Here is a 20,696-nt window from a genome sequence, read left to right as displayed (position 1 = left end):
CGGAGTCCCCGTGTCGCTGCCACCCCTGGTCGAGCCAGCCGCTGAGCTCACCGTTGACGAGGTCCGTCGGTACTCCCGCCACCTGATCATCCCGGACGTCGGGATGGACGGCCAGAAGCGCCTGAAGAACGCCAAGGTGCTGGCCGTGGGCGCGGGCGGCCTCGGCTCCCCCGCCCTCATGTACCTGGCCGCGGCCGGCGTCGGCACGCTGGGCATCGTGGAGTTCGACGAGGTCGACGAGTCGAACCTCCAGCGCCAGATCATCCACAGCCAGTCGGACATCGGCCGCTCCAAGGCCGAGTCCGCGCGCGACAGCGTGCTGGGCATCAACCCGTACGTGAACGTGGTCCTTCACGAAGAGCGGCTCGAAGCCGAGAACGTGATGGAGATCTTCAGCCAGTACGACCTCATCGTCGACGGCACGGACAACTTCGCCACGCGCTACCTCGTCAACGACGCCTGCGTGCTGCTGAACAAGCCGTACGTGTGGGGCTCGATCTACCGCTTCGACGGCCAGGCCTCGGTCTTCTGGTCCGAGCACGGGCCGTGCTACCGCTGCCTGTACCCGGAGCCCCCGCCGCCGGGCATGGTCCCGAGCTGCGCCGAGGGCGGCGTGCTGGGCGTGCTCTGCGCGTCCATCGGGTCCATCCAGGTGACGGAGGCCATCAAGGTCCTCACGGGCGTCGGCGAGCCGCTCGTCGGCCGCCTGATGATCTACGACGCCCTGGAGATGCAGTACCGGCAGGTCAAGGTCCGCAAGGACCCCGACTGCGCGGTCTGCGGCCCGAACGCGACGGTCACCGAGCTCATCGACTACGAGGCCTTCTGCGGCGTCGTGTCGGAGGAGGCGCAGGAGGCGGCGCTCGGCTCCACGATCACTCCGAAGCAGCTCAAGGAGTGGATCGACGGCGACGAGCCGATCGAGATCATCGACGTCCGTGAGAAGAACGAGTACGAGATCGTCTCGATCCCCGGCGCGAAGCTGATCCCCAAGGGCGAGTTCCTGATGGGCACCGCCCTCCAGGACCTCCCGCAGGACAAGCGCATCGTCTTGCACTGCAAGACGGGTGTCCGCAGTGCGGAAGTCCTCGCGGTCCTGAAGTCCGCGGGCTTCGCGGACGCGGTGCACGTGGGCGGCGGCGTGATCGGCTGGGTCCACCAGATCGAGCCCGAGAAGCCGGTCTACTAGGCCGGTCTACTGGGCCGGTCTACTGGGCCGGTCCACCGGGGCGGAGCAGTCCCGGAGGCCCTCACCCCGCGACCGGGGTGGGGGTCTCCTCACGTGGTGACGCCTTGGTGCAGACGGTGTCGGCGGGGGGCACCTTCCCGTCCAGCAGGTAGCCGTTCACCGCCGCCTGCACGCACTGGTCGCCGCTGTTGTAGGCGCCGTGCCCCTCGCCCTTGTACGTGAGCTCCACACCGACGCCGGGACCGAGCCGCTCCACCATCTTGCGGGCGCCCTCGTACGGGGTGGCGGGGTCGCCGGTGTTGCCGATCACCAGGATGGGCGCCGATCCGGGAGCGGAGACGTCCGGGGTGTCCCAGGCGCCCGTGACGGGCCAGTCGGTGCAGCTCATCATGGCCCAGCCGAGGAAGTCCCCGAAGACGGGGGAGGCCGCGCGGAAGGCGGGCAGCTTCTCCTTCGTCTGCGCCAGCGTGTACCGGCTCTTGGAGTCGGCGCAGTTGATCGCCGTGTTGGCGGCGCCGATGTTGCTGTAATGCCCTTGCTGGTCACGGCCGTTGAGCGCGTCGGACAACGCCATCAGCAGCTGCCCCTGCCCGCCCTCGGCCTCGTCGAGCCCCTGCTCCAGCAGCGGCCACAGCTCCTGGGAGTACAGGGCCTGGGCGATGCCGTTCGTGGCGGCGGAGTCGGTGAGCATCCGGCCGCCGATGCCGGGGACGGGCTTGTCGGCCAGGCTCTTCTGGAGCTTGATGATGTTGTCCTCGATCTCCTTGGCGGTGCTGCCCTGGAGCCGGCACTCGTCGCCGCGGTTCACGCAGTCCTGCGCGAAGTTGCCGAGGGCGAGCTGGAACCCCTTGGCCTGGCCGAGCGCGCCCTCCTCGGCGTTCTGGGTCGGATCGACGACGGCGTCGAAGACGGCCCGGCCGACGTTCTTGGGGAAGAGGTGGGCGTAGACCCCGCCGAGCTCGGTGCCGTAGGAGATCCCGAAGTAGTTCAGCTTCTCGTCGCCGAGGGCCTGGCGGAGCCGGTCGAGGTCGCGGGCGGCGTTCTCGGTGCCGACGTGGGGCAGCAGGTGCCCGGACTTGTCCTTGCAGGCCTTCCGGTACTTCTCCAGATTCCCCACGAAGGCCTTTTCCTCCTGGGGGGTCTCGGGCGAGGAGTCCTGCGCGTAGTAGGCGTCGAGCTGCTTGTCGTCCTCGCACAGGACGGGGGCGCTGCGCCCCACGCCGCGCGGGTCGAAGCTCACGAGGTCGTACCGCGCCCGCAGGGCCTCGTACTCCTTGGCTGCGCCGGGGAGCGTACTGATCCCGGACCCGCCGGGCCCGCCGAAGTTGAACACGAGCGACCCGAGCCGCTTGTTCTTGTCCCGGGCCTTGGCCCGGATCAGCGCGAGCGGAATCGTCTCGCCCTCGGGCTTGGCGTAGTCGAGGGGCACGTGGAGCGTGGCGCACTCCCAGTCCTTGGGCGGCGCCTGCCCCCCGCCCTCGGCGACATCGGGAGCCTCACACTCCCCCCACTTCAGCGGCGCGGCCCCCGGGGTCCCCCCGGCCTCGGGCTTGCCCTCGCCGCTGTCGGAACACCCACTGACCCCGGCCAGCCCGAGAGCAACGACGACGGCCACGGCACCCCGCACCAAGTTTCGACCCATGCCCCCATCCTGCGTGCCCCCCCGACCCGCCGCCCCCGCGCTGACCCATTCGGGGCGCTCGCGCCTGAAGCCCCGGTGGTGGGCGCGGTCGAGATCGCCTGCTCGGCGGCCCTCCTGGCGGCGCCGCCGCCGGTCTTCGGCGGCTGACGGGCGCCGGACGCGGCCGGACTGCGCCGGACGCCGCCTAGATGGCCTCTTTCCGGGTGAGGTAGTTGAAGGACAGCCAGCCCGGCAGGACCGGCAGCCAGAACGTCATCAGGCGGAACAGCAGCACCGCCGAGATGGCGACCTCCTTCTCCAGGCCCGCCGCGATCAGCCCCAGCGTCAGCGTCGTCTCCACCGCGCCGATACCGCCCGGCGTCGGCGCCGCCGACCCCAGCGCGTTGCCCGCGAGGAACACCACCGCGATGCTCGCGTAGCTGATCGCCTGGCCGCCGCCGAACGCCCGGATCGACGCGTCCAGGCACATCACGAAGCAGCCGGTCAGCAGCAGCATGCCGCCGATTCCCGTCATCAGCTTCTGCGGCCGCTGGAGCACGTCCAGCATGCGCGGCACCACACCCGCGAACAGCGCCCGCACCCGCGTCGCCACGAACTTCCGCAGGAACGGCACCGCCGTCACCACCAGCACCAGCACCGCCACCGTCAGCAGACCCGCGATGACCGTCCGGGACGGCGTCATCTCCGGGGTCTTCTCGGTGCCCGTCAGGTAGCCGAAGGCCAGCAGCAGCAGGACGTGGCTCGCCAGGCCGAACAGCTGCGAGGCCCCCACGCTCGCCACCGCCAGCCCCGGCCGGATCCCGGCCCGCTGCAGGAACCGCGTGTTCAGCGCGACACCGCCGACCGCCGCCGGCGCCACCAGCTTCACGAACGACCCCGCCACCTGCGCGACCACCGTCCGCAGGAACGGCACCCGCTCCGGCACGAACCCCAGCAGGCTCATCGCCGCCGCGAAGTAGGTGAGCGCCGAGAAGGCCAGCGCGGCCCCCACCCAGCCCCACTGCGCCTCGCCGACGATCGTCGCGAAGTCCACGTGCGCCAGCTGCGTGAGCAGGAAGTACGCACCGAACGCGCCCGCGATGAACGACACCAGGGTGCGCGGCCGGATCCGCTCCAGCCGGGCCGGCTCCACCGGCGCCTGCGGGCGGATCAGCAGCACCTGCCGGCGGATCTGGCTCAGCAGATCCTCCTCGCGGGCCCCGTCGAGGGCGTCGTCCAGCGCCCTCTTCTCGGCCTTCTTCTCCGCGGCCGTGGTCGTCGCAGACTTGGCACCGGCCGACTTGGCACCCGCCTCGCGCGCCGCCTTCGCCACCCGCGAGGACTCCAGTACGGCCTCCCGCTGCCGGTCGGCCCGCTCCCGCGCCAGTCTGCGCAGCGTCGCCCGCGTGGAGCGGCTCAAGGCGATCGGCTGGAGCAGCGGCAGGCAGTCCGCCACCGCGTCCGGGCCGAGCACCGTCACCGCCGAGGCCACCGCGCGCTCCGCGCCGACCCGCAGCCCGAGCGTGGTCAGCAGCTGTGCGATGTCCATCCGGAGCACCAGGTCACCAGCCGCGATCTCGCCGCCGCGCAGGTCGGTGAGGACGACATTGCCGGAACGATCCACCACGAGCGCGTCGCCGGTCAGCCGCCGGTGGGCGATCCGCCGCGACTGCAGGGCCCGTACCTGCTTCCACGCGTTGAGCGTCAGGCCGTCCGTGATCTCCTCGTCGGCGAGCGCGTCGAGGGGCCGGCCGTCCAGGTGCTCGTACACGAGCATCACGGCGTCCGGGCCGAGCTCGGAGGTGGCGATCAGCTTCGGCGCGTTGGCCCCGGCCGCGATGGCCGCGTACGCGAGGAGCGCCTCCTGCTCCAGCGCCTGGCGGAGCGACTGGAGGCTGCGCCGGGTCGTGATGCCCCGCAGGGTGAGCCGGCGCCAGACCCGGTAGAAGAACCCGTGCGCCTGCTGCTCGCGGTCGACGACGGTGACGTCGAGCGGCGGGCCGTCCTCCAGCGTGACGTGGTAGCGCCGGCCCCGGTCGCTGACCTCCGAGGGGTCGGCGCCGTCCGGGAGTTCCGCACGCATGGCGCTGACCGGCTTGAAGCCGACCCGGCGCAGGCCGGCCAGCAGGGTCTGCCCGGTGGGGCGGACGTTCGGCGAGCCGACGGCGTACAGGGTCCCGTACGCGACGCTCCAGCCGATCAGGACGGTCAGGATGATGGAGAACGGGGTGGTGTATCCGCTGACCAGCATCGCGAAGGCGTCGAGCAGCAGGACCACCCACAGCGCGACCCGCCAGCGCGGCCTGCGGGTCATGCCGACGGCGGTCATGTACGCGATGACGGGCGCGAGGTAGCCGTGCACCGGGTCGGTGAGGGGGCCGCCGATACTGGTGGGGCGGGTGAGGGCGTCCTGGATGGTGTCGGACGCGGCCTGGGAGACCCACAGGTCGGTGGCCAGGGTCACGCCGTGCGCGAGGACGGCGGCGAGCACGCCGTCGGCGATGCGCAGCCCGTCCCGTTTGATCAGCCGCTCGATGGCGAAGGCCACGGGGACGAGCAGCACGGCGATGCTGGACATCAGCCCGGCGACCTTGATCAGCAGATCGGGGGCGGCGCCGGTGCCCTGGCTGATGTCGGCTTCGAGGCCGGCGGTGGTGCGGTGCGCGAAGGCGGCGATGGCGAGGACGACGGCGATGCCGAGGACGCCGACGAGGAGGCGTACGAGGTCGGAGGGGCGGTGGACGCGGGCGGCCAGCAGCGGCTCGTCGCCCTCGACCCGGTCGGCGGGCGCGGAGGCGTGCCCGTGCGGCCCGTCGGCGTCGGCCGCCGGAGCCCTACCGGCCGTGGCCCGGGCCCGCGGCTCGGGCGTGGCACCGGCCTCGGGCGTGGCACCGGCCTCCGGCTCGGACCCGGCCTCCGGCTCGGACCCGGCCTCGGGTGTGCCTCCGGGGCCGGTCCCGGACCCGGACCCGGTTCCGGGCGCGGGCGTGCCCCGGCCGGGGGGCTCGTCGGGGAGCTTCCCGGACCCGGGGTGCGGGTCTGGGCGCGTGCTGTCGTCCTCAGCCGCGCCGTCCGGAGGGCTCACACCCTGCTCCTTCGTCGTCACTTCCGTCTCTTCTTGATCACGTATCACCAGTCACCGCCCGGAAGATGGTGGCACGGACCGACGTACGGGCGGGGCATCAGGGTGCGCGCCGGTACGGAAGGAAACCTTCCGGGAACCGGTCCGTGATGTACGGCACCATGGGCGGAATGAGCGAAGAGCTGCCCGCGTACGCGGAGCGGGTGCTGGAGCTGGCCGAGCGGATTCCGCCCGGCCGGGTGATGACGTACGGGGACGTCGCCGAATGGCTCGGCGAGGGCGGCCCGCGCCAAGTCGGGCGCGTGATGGCCCTGTACGGGGGAGCGGTGCCCTGGTGGCGCGTGGTGCGGGCGGACGGCCGGCCGCTGCCCGGCAGCGAGATCCGGGCCCTGGAGCACTACCGCACGGAGGCCACCCCGCTGCGGCTGACCGCCGGCGGCGAGGCCCGGCTGAACATGCCGCGGGCGCGCTGGGACGGCCGGGAGCGGAGCGCCGCACGGGACGAGGGTCACATGTGACAGCTTCGGCCATGCGGGGCCGGGGCGGGCGGTCGAGCGCCCGTACGGGCGACGGAACGCGGCCCCTCCGTTCCCGCCTCGGGGAACTGCGCGGGACCCGGCGGTTGCCGTAGCGTTGCCTCTTCGGCTTCGGCAGGCGCGGCGGCGACCGCCGCACCCGAGGCCGCGGCAGGAACCCCAGGAACCGCAGCATCCGCAGACCCACCAGGACCGGCACCCCACGTGATCACCTCTCCATCCGACCGCACCGAGCGGCGGCGTACGCGGACCCCTGACGCGTACCGCCTCGTGCGCACCGGGCAGGAACGGGTGGATCCCCCTGTTCTGGACGCAGCGCAGCAGGCGGTGGTTGACCACACCGACGGCCCGCTTCTCGTCCTGGCCGGACCGGGCACGGGGAAGACGACCACGCTGGTCGAGGCGGCCGCCGCCCGGGTCGAGGCCGGGACGGACCCGGCCCGGATCCTGATCCTCACCTTCAGCCGCAAAGCGGCGGTGGAGTTGCGCGACCGTGCCGCCCTGCGGCTCGGCGGGGCGCGGGCCCCGCAGGCCACCACCTTCCACTCCTTCTGCTACGGACTGGTCCGCGCCCACCAGGACACCGACCTGTTCGCGGATCCGCTGCGGCTGCTGTCGGGCCCGGAGCAGGACGTGATGGTCCGCACCCTGCTGGACGGCCAGCGCCAGATCCGCTCCATCCGCTGGCCCGACGACCTGCGGGCCGCGCTGACCACCCGCGGTTTCGCGGACGAGGTCCGCGCGGTGCTCGCCCGGGCCCGCGAGCTGGGCCTCGGCCCGGCGGCGCTGGACGCGTTCGCGACGCGGCTGGGCCGCCCCGACTGGAAGGCGGCGGCCGCGTTCCTCTCGGAGTACCTGGACGTCCTGGACATGCAGGGCACGCTGGACTACGCGGAGCTCGTACACCGGGCCGTCCTCCTCGCGGAGCGCACTCCCTCGCTCACGGGGTCCTACGACGTGATCTACGTGGACGAGTACCAGGACACGGACGCCTCCCAGCTGCGGCTGCTGCGGTCCCTGGCCGGACCGGCGGGCACGCTGGTCGCGTTCGGCGACCCGGACCAGTCGATCTACGCCTTCCGCGGCGCCGACATCAACAACATCCTGGACTTCGAGGGCTCCTTCCCCGGCGCGGCCGTCCACGCCCTGACGGCGGGCCGCCGCTCGGCCGCGAACCTCCTGGCGGCGACCCGCCTCCTGACCACCCGTATGCCGGTCCCGCGCCTCCCCTCCGCGGCGGTCCGCGCCCACCGCGCCCTGACCCCGGTCCGCGAGGGCGGGGAGGTGGAGGTGTTCACGTACCCCACGGCCGGCGCCGAGGTGGACAACATCGCCGACATCCTGCGCCGGGCGCACCTGGAGGACGGCGTGCCGTGGCAGGACATGGCCGTCCTGGTCCGCTCCGGAGGCCGCACCCTCCCGGCGATGCGCCGCGCCCTGATCTCGGCGGGGGTCCCGGCGGAGACGGACGGCACGGACACACCCCTCCGCCACGAACCGGCGATAACCCCCCTCCTGACGGCCCTGCGGGCGGCCGCCACCCCCCTCCCGGCCGGGCAGCCCGCCGCCCCCGCCGCCGAGTCCGCCCCCGCTGCAGGGGAGGGCGCCGCCGACTCCGGGCCGGCCCCAGACGCCGCCGACTCCGGGCCGGCCCCAGACGCCGCCGACTCCGGGCCCGCAGCAGACGCGGCAGCCGACTCAGGGCCCGGCGCGGGCGGCGGCGTCGACGCCGGGTGGGTCGGGGTCGAGGCGGCGCTGGCGCTGCTCACCTCGCCGCTCGGCGGGATGGACGCCGCCGACCTGCGGCGGCTCGGGCGCGCCCTGCGCGACGAGGAGCGGGCGGCCGGCGTCAAGGTGCCGGCCCCCTCCGACGTCCTGCTCGCCCGCGCCCTCGCCGAGCCCGAACGGCTCACCGCCCACGACCCCGCGTACGCCCGCGGAGCCCAGCGCCTCGGCCTGCTCCTGCGCAAGGCCCGCGAGCTCCTCCAGGGCGGCGGCACCGCCGAAGAGGCCCTCTGGACCCTCTGGGACGGCACCCCCTGGCCCCAGCGCCTGGAGCGCAGCGCCCGCCGGGGCGGCGCGGCCGGCCGCAACGCCGACCGCGACCTCGACGCCGTCTGCGCGCTCTTCGACACCGCCGCCCGCGCCGAGGACCGCACCGGCGGCCGCGGCGCCCTCAACTTCCTCGAACAGCTCGAAGCCGAGGACATCGCCGCCGACACCCTCACCACCCGCGCCACCCGCTCCGCGGCCGTCCGCCTCATGACGGCCCACCGCTCCAAGGGCCTGGAGTGGTCCCTCGTCGTCGTGGCCGGGGTACAGGAAGGGCTCTGGCCCGACCTGCGCCGCCGCGGCTCCCTCCTCGAAGCCGACCGCATCGGCCGAGACGGCCTCGCCGAGCCCCTCACCCCCGGCGCGCTCCTCGCCGAGGAGCGCCGCCTCTTCTACGTAGCCGCCACCCGCGCCCGCGACCGCCTCGTCGTCACCGCCGTCAAGGCCCCCGCCGAGGACGGCGACCAGCCCTCCCGCTTCCTCACCGAGCTCGGGGTCACCCCGAAGGACGTCACCGGCCGGCCCCGCCGCCCCCTCGCCGTCCCCGCGCTCGTCGCCGAACTGCGCGCCACCACCGTCGACCCCGACGCCTCGCCCGCGCTCCGCGAGGAGGCCGCCCGACGCCTCGCCCGCCTCGCCGCGCTCACCGACCAGGACGACCGCCCGCTGGTCCCCGCCGCGCACCCGCAGCGCTGGTGGGGGCTGTACGAGCCCACTGCCTCGGCCGTCCCGCTGCGCGACCGGGACCGGCCCGTCGCCCTCTCCGGCTCCGCCCTGGACCAGCTCGCCAACACCTGCTCCCTCCAGTGGTTCCTCGGCCGCGAGGTCAAGGCCGACGCCCCCTCCACCGCCGCCCAGGGCTTCGGCAACGTCGTCCACGTCCTCGCCGACGAAGTCGCCTCCGGCCGGACCCCGGCCGACCTGGCCGTCCTGATGGAACGCCTCGACTCCGTCTGGGACGCCCTCGCGTTCGACGCCCCCTGGAAGTCCCGCCAGGAGAAGGACAACGCCCGGGCCGCCCTGGAGCGCTTCCTGCGCTGGCACACCACCGACCGCGGGGGCAGGGCGGCCGTGGCCACGGAGCACGCGTTCGACGTCACGCTCGAAGCGGGTGAGCACACCGTCCGGATCCGGGGTTCCATGGACAGGGTCGAATCGGACCCCCAGGGGCGCGCGTACGTGGTCGACTTCAAGACCGGCAAGGCCGCGCCCACCAAGGACGAGGTCGCACGCCACCCCCAGCTCGCCGTGTACCAGCTCGCCGTGCGCGAGGGCGCCGTCGACGAGGTCTTCGACGGGGTGCGCCCCGAGGCGGGCGGCGCCGAGCTCGTCCAGCTGCGCCAGGGCGCCGCCCAGCGGGACGGCGGCGAGACGGTGCCCAAGATCCAGGCGCAGCAGCCCCTGTCCGGCGAATGGGTCGGAGACCTCCTCGCCACCGCCGCCGGCCGGGTCCTGGACGAGCGCTTCGCGCCCGCCACCGGCAAGCACTGCGACCACTGCTCCTTCCGCAGCTCGTGCAGCGCGCGCCCGGAGGGCCGCCAGACGGTGGAGTGAGGCCGGCCGTTCGACGACCGGCCGCCCGGCGGTGATCGACCGGCCGGTGAGACGGCGGACGGGAGTGTCGGTGGGTCCGGCTAGCCTCTTTACGTGTCCGCGCGTCCGTCCGTCCTCACCGACCCCGAGCAGCTCAAGGAGCTCCTCGGCATCCCTTTCACGCCCGAACAGCTGGGCTGCATCACCGCCCCCGCCGCCCCACAGGTCATCGTGGCCGGCGCCGGCTCGGGCAAGACCACCGTCATGGCCGCCCGCGTCGTCTGGCTGGTCGGCACCGGAGCGGTCGCCCCCGAACAGGTCCTCGGCCTGACCTTCACCAACAAGGCCGCCGCCGAGCTCGCCGAGCGCGTGCGCAAGGCCCTCGCGCGGGCCGGCATCACCGACCCGGACCCTTCTCCGGCCGAGGCCGCCACGGCCGCGGGCGAGCCGCGCATCTCCACGTACCACGCCTTCGCCGGCCAGCTCCTGGTGGACCACGGCCTGCGCATCGGCCTGGAGCCCAGCGCCCGCCTCCTCGCCGACGCCACCCGCTTCCAGCTCGCCGCGCGCGTGCTGCGCGAGGCCCCCGGCCCGTACCCGGCGCTGACCAAGTCCGTCCCCGACCTGGTCAGCGACCTGCTCGCGCTCGACGGCGAACTCTCCGAGCACCTGGTCACCCCGGCCGAGCTGCGCGCGTACGACACGGAGCTCCTCGATGCCCTCGCGGGCGCCAAGCTCACCAACGACGACCTGCGCAAGGTCCCGGAGGCCGTGCGCGGCCGCCTCGAACTGCTGGAGCTGACGGAGCGCTACCGCACCGCCAAACGCTCCCGCGATCTGCTCGACTTCAGCGACCAGATAGCCCTGTCCGCTGAGCTCGCCACCACCCGGCCCGAGGTGGGGGCGCTGCTGCGCGAGGAGTTCCGGGTGGTCCTGCTCGACGAGTACCAGGACACCTCAGTGGCCCAGCGGCTGCTGCTGTCCGGCCTGTTCGGCGGGGGCAGCGGGCACGCGGTGACCGCCGTCGGCGACCCCTGCCAGGCGATCTACGGCTGGCGCGGCGCGTCCGTGGCCAACCTGGACGACTTCCCGGAGCACTTCCGGCATGCCGACGGCCGCCCCGCGACCCGGTTCTCGCTGAGCGAGAACCGGCGCAGCGGCGGCCGCCTCCTCGACCTGGCCAACGAGCTGGCCGCGCCGCTGCGCTCGATGCACGAGGGGGTGGAGGCGCTGCGCGCGGCGCCGGGGGAGGAGCGGGCCGGCTCGGTCCGCTGCGCGCTGCTGGAGACGCACGCCGAGGAGCTGGAGTGGCTCGCGGACTCGGTCGCGCACCTGGTCCGTACGGGGACGGAGCCGCGCGAGATCGCGGTGCTGTGCCGGTCGGCGCGGGACTTCGCGCAGATCCAGGCCGTACTGGTGGCCCGGGACGTGCCGGTGGAGGTCGTCGGGCTGTCCGGACTGCTGCACCTGCCGGAGGTCGCGGACCTCGTCGCCGTGTGCGAGGTGCTCCAGGACCCGGGCGCGAACGCCTCCCTCGTCCGGCTGCTCATCGGCCCGCGCTGGCGGATCGGCGCGCGCGACCTGGCGCTGCTGGGGCGCCGGGCGCGGCAGCTGATCGGCCGCGCGCCGGGCGAGGTGGACCCGCAGGAGCGCCTCGCGGCGGCGGTGGAGGGAGTGGACCCGGTGGAGGTCGTCTCCCTGGCGGACGCGCTGGAGACGTTCCTGGACGGCTCCGGGGCCGCCCCGGACGACCTGCCGTTCTCTCCCGCGGCCAGGGTCCGCTTCGCCCACCTCGCGCAGGAGCTGCGCGACCTGCGGCGCTCGCTCGCGGACCCGCTGATGGACGTACTGCACCGGGTGCTGGGCGCGACCGGCCTGGACGTGGAGCTGTCGGCGTCGCCGCACGCGCTGGCGGCCCGGCGGCGCGAGTCGCTCTCCGGCTTCCTGGACGTGGCGGCCGGCTTCGCCTCCCTCGACGGCGAGGCGAGCCTGCTGGCCTTCCTGGGCTTCCTGCGCACGGCGGTCCAGTACGAGAAGGGCCTGGACCACGCCCTCCCCGGCGGGGAGAACACGGTGAAGGTGCTCACCGCCCACAAGTCCAAGGGGCTGGAGTGGGACGTGGTGGTGGTTCCTGACCTGTGCGCGGGCTCGTTCCCGAAGGAGAAGGCCCCGGAGCCGTGGACCTCGTACGCCAAGGTCCTTCCGTACGGACTGCGCGGTGACGCGGACACCCTTCCGGCCGACCCGGCGTGGACCGCGGCGGGCCTGAAGTCCTTCAAGTCCTCCTTGAAGGAGCACAAGGCGGTGGAGGAACTCCGCCTGGGTTACGTGACGTTCACCCGCCCCCGCAAGCTCCTCCTGGGCTCGGGGCACTGGTGGGGCCCGACGCAGAAGAAGCGCCGGGGCCCGTCCCCGTTCCTGTCCTCCCTCCACGCGGCCTGCGCGGCGGGGCACGGCGAGATCGAAGCCTGGGCGGAGGAACCGGCCCCGGACGCGGAGAACCCGTCCCTCGCCACGGAGTCCACCCCGGACCAGTCCTGGCCCCTGCCCCTGGACCCGGCGTCCCTGACCCTCCGCCGCGCGGCGGCGGCCCTGGTCGAGTCCCACCTGTCGGCGAACTCGTACCTGTGGCCCCCCGACTGCGAGGACCCCTCCTCCGCGGACGAACCCGACGGGTGGCCGGACACCGGGGCGCCCGTCCCGCACGCCCGCGCCGAGGCGGCCCCGCAGGACCTCCGGACCGAAGACGACCTTGCGCCCGCGCCGGAGGACGAGGACCTCTGGGCGGCGGACGAACGCCCGCCCGCGCCGGAGGACGGGGACCTCTGGGCGGCGGACGAACGCCCGCCCGCGCCGGACGACGAGGACCTCTGGGCGGCGGACGCGGCTTTCGACGCGTCCGCCCCGGGTGACGGCGCGGCCGTCCCCCGTGCCCGGCCCGGCGGGGGACCTCGGCCGGGCCCGCAGGGTGCGGGCGCCCGCAGGCCCGCGTCCGGCCCGGCGGGCACCGCACGGCTCAGCCCCGAAGAGGCTCGGGCCGTCGCCTCTTGGGACCGGGACCTCGACGCCCTCGAAGGCGAGCTGCGGCGCGCCCGGGCCGCCGTGCGCGACGTCGAGCTCCCGGCGGCCCTGTCCGCCAGCCAGCTCCTGCGCCTCGCCGCGGACGAACAGGGCTTCGCCCGCGACCTCGCCCGCCCCATGCCGAAGCCCCCGCAGCCCGCGGCGCGCCAGGGCACGCGCTTCCACGCCTGGGTCGAGTCCCGCTTCGACGAGCTCCCGCTGCCGCTCCTCGACGTCCTCGACCCGGCCACCGAGCTGCCCGGCTCCGACCAGGACATCGTCGACGAGGCCGACCTCGACTCCCTCAAGGCCGCCTTCGAGCGGAGCGAGTACGCCGAGCGCACCCCGTACCGCATGGAGGTCCCGGTCCAGCTCACCCTCGCCGGCCGGGTCGTCCGCGGCCGGATCGACGCCGTGTACCGGACCGAGGACGGCGGCTACGAGATCGTCGACTGGAAGACCGGCCGCACCACCGAAGCCGACCCCCTCCAGCTCGCCGTCTACCGCCTGGGCTGGGCGGAAGCCACCGGCACCCCCCTCGACCGCGTCACCGCCGCCTTCCTCCACGTCCGCAGCGGCCGCGTGATCCGCCCCCGCGACCTCCCCGGCCGGGACCGTCTTGAGCGGATCCTCCAAGGCAAAACGGACACGGACAGTGACGCGTACCCCGACAGTTAGGCTCGTAGGCATGAGCGAAACCCCGGCGGACAGCGTCGTCCGCACGTACATCGACACCCACCGCGCCGCGTTCCTCGACGACCTGGCCGAGTGGCTGCGCATCCCCTCCGTCTCGGCCCAGCCCGAGCACGCGGACGACGTACGTCGCAGCGCCGAGTGGCTCGCCGCGAAGCTCAAGGAGACCGGCTTCCCAGTCACGGAGGTCTGGCCCACCCCCGGCGCGCCCGCCGTCTTCGCCGAGTGGCCGAGCGCGGACCCGGCCGCCCCGACCGTCCTCGTCTACGGGCACCACGACGTGCAGCCCGCCGCGGTCGCCGACGGCTGGCACACAGACCCGTTCGAGCCCGTGATCCAGGGCGGCCGCATGTACGCGCGCGGCGCCGCCGACGACAAGGGCCAGGTCTTCTTCCACACCCTCGGCGTACGGGCCCACCTGGCCGCCACCGGCGCCGAGGCCCCGGCCGTGCACCTCAAGCTGCTCATCGAGGGCGAGGAGGAGTCGGGCTCGCCGAACTTCCGCGCCCTGGTCGAGCGCGAGGCGCAGCGCCTCGCCGCCGACATCGTGATCGTCTCCGACACCGGCATGTGGTCCGAGAACACCCCCACCGTCTGCACCGGCATGCGCGGCGTCGCCGACTGCGAGATCGACCTGTACGGGCCCGACCAGGACATCCACTCCGGCGCCTTCGGCGGGGCCGTGCCCAACCCGGCCACCGTCGCCGCCCGCCTGGTCGCCGCCCTGCACGACGCCGACGAGCGGGTCACGATCCCCGGCTTCTACGACAACATCGCCGAGCTCACGGACGAGGAGCGGGCGCTGATCGCCGAGCTGCCGTTCGACGAGGCGGAGTGGCTGCGCACGGCCAAGTCGCACGCCGCCGCGGGCGAGAAGGGCTACTCCACCCTGGAGCGGGTCTGGGCCCGCCCGACCGCCGAGGTCAACGGCATCGGCGGCGGCTACCAGGGCCCCGGCGGCAAGACCATCGTGCCCGCCTCCGCCCACCTGAAGCTCTCGTTCCGCCTGGTGTCCGGGCAGGACCCGTACGAGGTCGAGGCGGCCGTGCGGGACTGGGTCGCGGCGCGGGTCCCGGACGGGATCCGGCACGCCATCGTCTTCGGCGCCCCCACCCGGCCCTGCCTGACCCCGCTGGACCACCCGGCGCTGCAGTCCGTCGTACGGGCCATGGGCCGGGCGTTCGGCGAGAAGGTCCGCTTCACCCGCGAAGGGGGCTCCGGACCGGCGGCGGACCTCCAGGACGTACTGGACGCGCCCGTCCTGTTCCTCGGCATCTCGGTGCCGTCCGACGGCTGGCACTCGCCGAACGAGAAGGTCGAGCTGGACCTGCTTCTCAAGGGGGTCGAGACGGCCGCCTACCTGTGGGGCGACCTGGCCGCCTCCCACGGGAAGCCCGCCTGACGCACCCAGCCGTACCGAGTCACCGCGTCACCGAGTTACCGCGTCACGAGTCACGAGTCACGAGTCACTGAGCCTGCCTGTGTCCCACCACCGGGGGAGTTGGAAGTACCTGTGAGCACCCATACCGAGCACCCGATCTCGCTCGCCGCGCCCGGCGGAATCGACCGCGCCGCGCACCACCGCCTCGACGAGGCCTGGCTCGCGGCCGCCTGGAGCCACCCGACGACCCGCGTCTTCGTGGTCTCCGGCGGCCAGGTCCTGATCGACGACACCCCCGACGGCGGCACCGGGATCGTGATGACCCCGGCCTTCGAGGCGCCGGTCACCGAGACGCACCGCTATTTCCTGGGCACCGACGACGACGGCGTACGGTACTTCGCGCTCCAGAAGGACTCCCTGCCCGGCCGGATGGACCAGTCGGCCCGCCCGGCCGGCCTGCGCGAGGCCGGGCTGCTGCTCTCCCCGCGCGACGCCGGGCTGATGGTGCACGCCGTGGCCCTGGAGAACTGGCAGCGGAGGCACCGCTTCTGCTCCCGCTGCGGCGAACGCACGGTGGTCGCGGCGGCCGGACACATCCGCCGGTGCCCGGGCTGCGGCGCCGAGCACTACCCGCGCACCGACCCGGCGGTGATCATGCTGGTCACCGACGAGCACGACCGCGCGCTGCTGGGCCGCCAGGTGCACTGGCCGGAGGGGAGGTTCTCGACGCTGGCCGGTTTCGTGGAGCCGGGCGAGTCGATCGAGCAGTCGGTCGTGCGCGAGGTGTGGGAGGAGGCGGGGATCAGGGTCGGCGAGGTCGAGTACGTCGCGAGCCAGCCCTGGCCGTTCCCGTACAGCCTGATGCTCGGCTTCACGGCGCGCGCCACGACCACCGAGATCACGGTCGACGGCGAGGAGATCGAGGAGGCCCGCTGGTTCTCCCGCGAGGAGCTGCGCGCCGCGTTCGAGTCGGGCGAGATGCTGCCCCCGTCGGGGATCTCGATCGCGGCCCGCCTCGTCGAGCGCTGGTACGGGGAGCCGCTGCCGCGCTCGGTCGGGTAACGCTCGTCACACCCGCGGCGCGCACGGCGCGGCGGACGGCCGCGGACAGCAGAAGGCCCCCGCCGCGGGCGGGGGCCTTTCTGTGCGCGCGGTGCACGGGGCTGCGGGTCAGACGGCGAGGGCCTGCTTGACCTGGGCCAGGCTCGGGTTCGTCATGACCGACTCGGCGCCGGCGGCGGACTTCACGAGCACGGTCGGGACCGTCTGGTTGCCGCCGTTCGCCTTCTCGACGAACGCCGCGGACTCCGGGTCCAGCTCGATGTTGATCTCGTTGTACGCGATGCCTTCCCGGTCCAGCTGGGTCTTCAGCCGGCGGCAGTAGCCGCACCAGGTCGTGCTGTACATCGTGACGGAACCCGTGTCCTGCATGCTGCGCTCTCCTCTGTGGGGTCTGGGTGGTCCGAGTACTCGAACGTACGGGACCGCGGGGCCATTCCCGCACCCGCGGTACGGCCGTGGCGTCCAAGTGCGTCAAGTACGTCACGTGCGTCAAGTAAGACCATGCGACGAATGCGCGCACCCTGTGGACGACTTTCCCACCCGCACCTGCGGACCTGGCAGCATGTTGGGGTGACATCAGCAACGCACCTCTCATCCTTCCCCGCCGGCGCGGACTCGGCCGACGCGGTGCTCCTGGGCCTGGACCCGGAGCAGCGCGAGGTCGCGACGACCCTGCGCGGGCCGGTGTGCGTGCTGGCGGGCGCGGGCACGGGCAAGACCCGGGCGATCACCCACCGGATCGCCTACGGGGTCCGCTCCGGCCAGCTGATGCCGGCCAGTGTGCTGGCCGTCACGTTCACCAACCGCGCCGCCGGAGAGATGCGCGGCCGTCTGCGCTCCCTCGGCGCGGGCGGGGTGCAGGCGCGGACGTTCCACTCCGCCGCCCTGCGCCAGCTCCAGTACTTCTGGCCCAAGGCGATCGGCGGCGAGGTGCCCCGGCTCGTCGAGCGCAAGGTCCAGCTCGTCGCCGAGGCGGGCGCCCGCTGCCGCATCCGGCTCGACCGGGGCGAGCTGCGCGACGTCACCGGTGAGATCGAGTGGGCGAAGGTCACCCAGACCGTGCCCTCCGACTATCCGGCGGCCGCCCTGAAGTCGGGCCGCGAAGCCCCCCGGGACATGGCGGAGATCGCCCACATCTACGGGACGTACGAGCAGCTCAAGCGCGACCGCGGCATGATCGACTTCGAGGACGTGCTGCTGCTCACGGTCGGCATCCTCCAGGACCGCCACGACATCGCCGAGCAGATCCGCACCCAGTACCAGCACTTCGTGGTGGACGAGTACCAGGACGTCAGCCCGCTCCAGCAGCGGCTGCTGGACCTGTGGCTCGGCGAGCGCGACAGCCTCTGCGTCGTCGGCGACGCCAGCCAGACGATCTACTCCTTCACCGGTGCCACCCCGGACCACCTGCTGAACTTCCGCACCCGCTACCCGCAGGCCACCGTGGTCAAGCTGGTCCGCGACTACCGCTCCACCCCCCAGGTGGTCCACCTCGCCAACGGGCTCCTCGCCCAGGCCAAGGGCCGCGCCGCCGAGCACCGCCTGGAGCTGGTCTCCCAGCGGGAGCCCGGCCCCGACCCGGTCTACGCCGAGTACCCGGACGAGCCCGCCGAGGCCGAGGGCGTCGCCCTGCGCATCCGGGACCTGATCGCGGCGGGCGTCCCGGCCGGCGAGATCGCCGTGCTCTACCGCATCAACGCCCAGTCCGAGGTCTACGAGCAGGCCCTCGCCGACGCCGGGGTCCCCTACCAGCTGCGCGGCGCCGAGCGCTTCTTCGAGCGCGGCGAGGTGCAGAAGGCGATCCTCGCCCTGCGGGGCGCAGCCCGCTCCGGGGGCAACGACCCGCTGCTCGACGACGTCGTCGAGCTCGGCTCCCAGGTCCGGGCCGTGCTCAGCTCCACCGGCTGGACCGCCGAGCCGCCCGCCGGCTCCGGCGCAGTCCGCGACCAGTGGGAGTCGGTGGCCGCCCTGGTCCGGCTCGCCGAGGACTTCGCCCGCAGCCGGCCCGGGGCCACCCTGGCGGACCTGACCGTCGAGCTGGACGAGCGCAAGGCCGCCCAGCACGCCCCGACCGTCCAGGGCGTCACCCTCGCCTCGCTGCACGCCGCCAAGGGCCTGGAGTGGGACGCCGTGTTCCTGGCCGGCCTCACCGACGGCATGCTGCCGATCACGTACGCCAAGACCGACGAGCAGGTGGAGGAGGAGCGCCGGCTGCTCTACGTCGGCGTCACACGGGCCCGGCTGCACCTGACGCTCTCCTGGGCGCTCTCCCGGGCTCCGGGAGGCCGGGCCTCCCGACGTCCCAGCCGCTTCCTGAACGGGCTGCGGCCGGGCTCTGCGGCCCCCGGAAGCCGGGCGGGGGCGCCGGCCGAGAGGGCGGTCCGGGCGCGCGGCCGCCGCGGTCCGGCACTGTGCCGGGTCTGCGGCAAGACCCTCACCGAGGCCGGCGAGCTGAAACTGATGCGCTGTGAGGACTGCCCGTCCGACATGGACGAAGGCCTCTACGAGCGGCTGCGGGAGTGGCGCGCGGGCCAGGCGAAGGAGCAGGGACTGCCCGCGTACTGCGTGTTCACGGACAAGACGCTCGTCGCGATCGCCGAGGCCCAGCCGTCCGAGGAGGGCGAGCTCTCGATGATCTCTGGAGTCGGCGGCCGCAAGCTCGACCGGTACGGAGCCGACGTCCTGGCCATCTGTGCAGGTCAGGAGCCTGGGGGTGCGGATGCTGACGACGCGTAGAAACTCGTCGGAAAAATAGTTTGCACATGCCCAGCGAATCCCCATAGGTTCTTAGCAACGGAAACGGTGGCTTCTCCGAAGCTCCGGATCCGTGCTGTACTTATCCGAATACGTATGGGACAGGCCCCCGGGCCCCCGTCCCCGAGACGCCGAGAGGAGGCGAGACCAGTGACCAGCTTCATCACCACCACCAAAATGACCGATCGCTCGGTCGCCGCTTCCTGCACGCTCGGCTCCTCCTCGCTCCTCCCGCTCCTGGGTACCGGTCTGTCCGCGATTTCCGCTGACAGCCGCGCCCTGCTGGCCGCGCCCTGCGCGCTCCTGGCGAGCGAGCGGAATGAGCGACCGACCCAGGCACCGGTGGCAGTACTGGAAGCCCAGGCGCATGGCGCCTATGGGTTTGCGGCCGCAGCCGGTGCCGGATCCAAGACGATGCAGACGAAGCAGCAGCACCACCTGATGTGGGCCTTCCGTGGGCTCGAACCCTGGAGTGATCCAGCCTGATTCCAAGATCAGGCCGGCGCCTTCAGGGCCGCGGAACCCCACCCGGGATCCGCGGCCCTTCTGTTTGTCCCCGACCGGGGGACGACGGCACGAAGGAGCCTCGGGACTGGCAAGACCAGTCGGTGTGAGACGTAGCCCAGCCGCCCCCGGCCGAACCCGGCCGGAACGACTAGCCAACCAAGACGAGGAAGAAAACACCGTGCAACTCGAAGCGCACGCCCCGTCCGTACCGCAGACCCAGACGATCTCCCCGCCCGCAGTCCCGGAGGACTCCACCTTGACTCCCCTCACCGCGCTGACCGCGCTCGACGACGCCATCGAGAACCTCGGCGTACCCGTCGCCTGCCGTACCTACGACCCCGAGGTCTTCTTCGCCGAGTCCCCGGCGGACGTCGAGTACGCCAAGTCCCTGTGCGCCACCTGCCCGCTGGTCGAGGCCTGCCTCGCCGGTGCGCTTGAGCGCCGCGAGCCCTGGGGTGTCTGGGGTGGCGAGCTGTTCGTCCAGGGCGTCGTCGTAGCCCGGAAGCGGCCCCGTGGCCGTCCGCGCAAGAACCCGGTTGTCGCGGCATGACCGCCATCGGAACCATCGACCGCCCCGTGACGCACGACCCCTTGAAGCAGGCCCTCATGACCGCCCACACGACGAGCGAGCAGCCGCACGGCTCCGCCCACGCAGACTTCATCACCGCCGGCGCGATCACCTCGCGTCAGAACAGGACCCGAGAAATGCAACTCATCCCAGAAGCCCTGGCCCGTGCCCATATGGACGACCGCATGCGCGAGGTCGACGCCGAGCGTCGCGCCCTGCGCCTGGTCGCCGCCCGCCGCATGCAGCGGCGAGCCGAGCGCGTCTCGCTGCGCGCCCGGCGGGCTCTCGCCATGGCCGTCATGCACTGATCAGCGACTGAACCGCCGCTGACCAGCGGCGCAGCAGCGTACGGGGGACCGGTCCGAACGGACCGGTCCCCCCGGTGCGTTGCGGACGGCTCTGCACCCCTCGCGGGGATATCGTCTGGAGGTGGACCAGCCGAATCCCCGCCCCGCCCCGTCGGGACCCGAGGCCCAGCCCGTCGTCTGCGCGCGCTGCGGCAAGAAGGCACCCGACGGCGCCCCGCCCACCTGGACCTGCTCGGTGGAGAACGGGACCAGACAGTACTTCTGCGTCGACTGCGCTCGAGCCAACCTCAGGGCGATCGAGGGCCGCCTCGACTCCTCCTGGTGGTGACCCCCGGCCCGTAGGCCCGCAG

14 protein-coding genes are annotated in these 20,696 nt (G+C 73.4%); 11 read left to right on the top strand and 3 right to left on the bottom strand.

Going from position 1 to position 20,696, the window contains the following annotated elements:
• Window positions 1-10: 10 nt before the first annotated feature.
• The gene (gene moeZ, locus ACIBAD_RS06055) at window positions 11-1,189 is read left to right on the top strand and encodes an adenylyltransferase/sulfurtransferase MoeZ (protein ID WP_048478256.1); all 1,179 of its coding nucleotides are present in this window, start codon (window positions 11-13) and stop codon (window positions 1,187-1,189) included.
• 61 nt (window positions 1,190-1,250) lie between these two features.
• Here the strand turns inward: moeZ and ACIBAD_RS06050 are convergent, their stop codons facing one another.
• On the bottom strand, window positions 1,251-2,831 hold the full coding sequence (locus ACIBAD_RS06050; protein WP_398904857.1) for an alpha/beta hydrolase: 1,581 nt from the start codon (window positions 2,829-2,831) through the stop codon (window positions 1,251-1,253).
• A 184-nt stretch (window positions 2,832-3,015) separates the two neighbouring features.
• A complete protein-coding gene (locus tag ACIBAD_RS06045; RefSeq protein WP_398904855.1) occupies window positions 3,016-5,895 on the bottom strand; it encodes a lysylphosphatidylglycerol synthase domain-containing protein in 2,880 nt (959 codons plus the stop codon).
• Window positions 5,896-6,053: 158 nt separating this feature from the next.
• Between ACIBAD_RS06045 and ACIBAD_RS06040 the strand changes: the two genes are divergently transcribed.
• The 5 genes from ACIBAD_RS06040 (at window position 6,054) to nudC (ending at window position 16,209) form a co-directional block, all read left to right on the top strand.
• Window positions 6,054-6,410, top strand: a complete 357-nt coding sequence (locus ACIBAD_RS06040) for an MGMT family protein (RefSeq protein WP_398905411.1) — start codon at window positions 6,054-6,056, stop codon at window positions 6,408-6,410.
• Window positions 6,411-6,632: 222 nt separating this feature from the next.
• Window positions 6,633-10,034: an ATP-dependent helicase gene (locus ACIBAD_RS06035; protein WP_398904853.1), complete on the top strand. Its 3,402-nt coding sequence runs from the start codon at window positions 6,633-6,635 to the stop codon at window positions 10,032-10,034.
• Window positions 10,035-10,127: 93 nt separating this feature from the next.
• Entirely contained in the window at window positions 10,128-13,751 is a 3,624-nt protein-coding gene (locus ACIBAD_RS06030) for a UvrD-helicase domain-containing protein (RefSeq protein WP_398904851.1), read from the top strand.
• Between the two features lie 10 nt (window positions 13,752-13,761).
• Complete coding sequence (locus ACIBAD_RS06025) at window positions 13,762-15,168, top strand: dipeptidase (RefSeq protein WP_398904849.1); 1,407 nt, start codon at window positions 13,762-13,764, stop codon at window positions 15,166-15,168.
• 99 nt (window positions 15,169-15,267) lie between these two features.
• Window positions 15,268-16,209, top strand: coding sequence for an NAD(+) diphosphatase (gene nudC, locus ACIBAD_RS06020; protein WP_398904847.1), 942 nt, complete (start codon window positions 15,268-15,270; stop codon window positions 16,207-16,209).
• Between the two features lie 108 nt (window positions 16,210-16,317).
• On the opposite strand, the gene ACIBAD_RS06015 is transcribed toward nudC, so the two are convergent.
• Window positions 16,318-16,578: a mycoredoxin gene (locus ACIBAD_RS06015; RefSeq protein ID WP_030153502.1), complete on the bottom strand. Its 261-nt coding sequence runs from the start codon at window positions 16,576-16,578 to the stop codon at window positions 16,318-16,320.
• Window positions 16,579-16,719: 141 nt separating this feature from the next.
• Between ACIBAD_RS06015 and ACIBAD_RS06010 the strand changes: the two genes are divergently transcribed.
• The 5 genes from ACIBAD_RS06010 (at window position 16,720) to ACIBAD_RS05990 (ending at window position 20,674) form a co-directional block, all read left to right on the top strand.
• Window positions 16,720-18,945: an ATP-dependent DNA helicase UvrD2 gene (locus ACIBAD_RS06010; RefSeq protein WP_166682045.1), complete on the top strand. Its 2,226-nt coding sequence runs from the start codon at window positions 16,720-16,722 to the stop codon at window positions 18,943-18,945.
• Between the two features lie 168 nt (window positions 18,946-19,113).
• On the top strand, window positions 19,114-19,449 hold the full coding sequence (locus ACIBAD_RS06005) for a hypothetical protein (RefSeq protein WP_398904844.1): 336 nt from the start codon (window positions 19,114-19,116) through the stop codon (window positions 19,447-19,449).
• A 199-nt stretch (window positions 19,450-19,648) separates the two neighbouring features.
• A complete protein-coding gene (locus tag ACIBAD_RS06000; RefSeq protein ID WP_030153506.1) occupies window positions 19,649-20,020 on the top strand; it encodes a WhiB family transcriptional regulator in 372 nt (123 codons plus the stop codon).
• Window positions 20,017-20,346 carry a hypothetical protein gene (locus tag ACIBAD_RS05995; RefSeq protein WP_030153507.1) on the top strand — a complete coding sequence of 110 codons (330 nt, stop codon included), beginning with the start codon at window positions 20,017-20,019 and terminating at the stop codon, window positions 20,344-20,346. The genes ACIBAD_RS06000 and ACIBAD_RS05995 overlap by 4 nt, the downstream gene beginning before the upstream one ends.
• 121 nt (window positions 20,347-20,467) lie before the next feature.
• Window positions 20,468-20,674, top strand: coding sequence for a hypothetical protein (locus tag ACIBAD_RS05990; RefSeq protein ID WP_053694142.1), 207 nt, complete (start codon window positions 20,468-20,470; stop codon window positions 20,672-20,674).
• Window positions 20,675-20,696: the final 22 nt, after the last annotated feature.

The sequence above is a fragment of the Streptomyces sp. NPDC051109 genome (assembly GCF_044455885.1).
Classification (GTDB): Bacteria; Actinomycetota; Actinomycetes; order Streptomycetales; family Streptomycetaceae; genus Streptomyces.
This window is presented reverse-complemented; position numbering and strand designations above follow the sequence as displayed.

Bases quoted from the DNA above. Each gene is read 5' to 3' on its own strand.
- ACIBAD_RS06050 (WP_398904857.1), bottom strand. From the start codon at position 2,831: ATGGGTCGAAACTTGGTGCGGGGTGCCGTGGCCGTCGTCGTTGCTCTC.
- ACIBAD_RS06040 (WP_398905411.1), top strand. From the start codon at position 6,054: ATGGGCGGAATGAGCGAAGAGCTGCCCGCGTACGCGGAGCGGGTGCTG.
- ACIBAD_RS06025 (WP_398904849.1), top strand. From the start codon at position 13,762: ATGAGCGAAACCCCGGCGGACAGCGTCGTCCGCACGTACATCGACACC.
- ACIBAD_RS06015 (WP_030153502.1), bottom strand. From the start codon at position 16,578: ATGCAGGACACGGGTTCCGTCACGATGTACAGCACGACCTGGTGCGGC.
- ACIBAD_RS06010 (WP_166682045.1), top strand. From the start codon at position 16,720: ATGCGCGCACCCTGTGGACGACTTTCCCACCCGCACCTGCGGACCTGG.
- ACIBAD_RS05995 (WP_030153507.1), top strand. From the start codon at position 20,017: ATGACCGCCATCGGAACCATCGACCGCCCCGTGACGCACGACCCCTTG.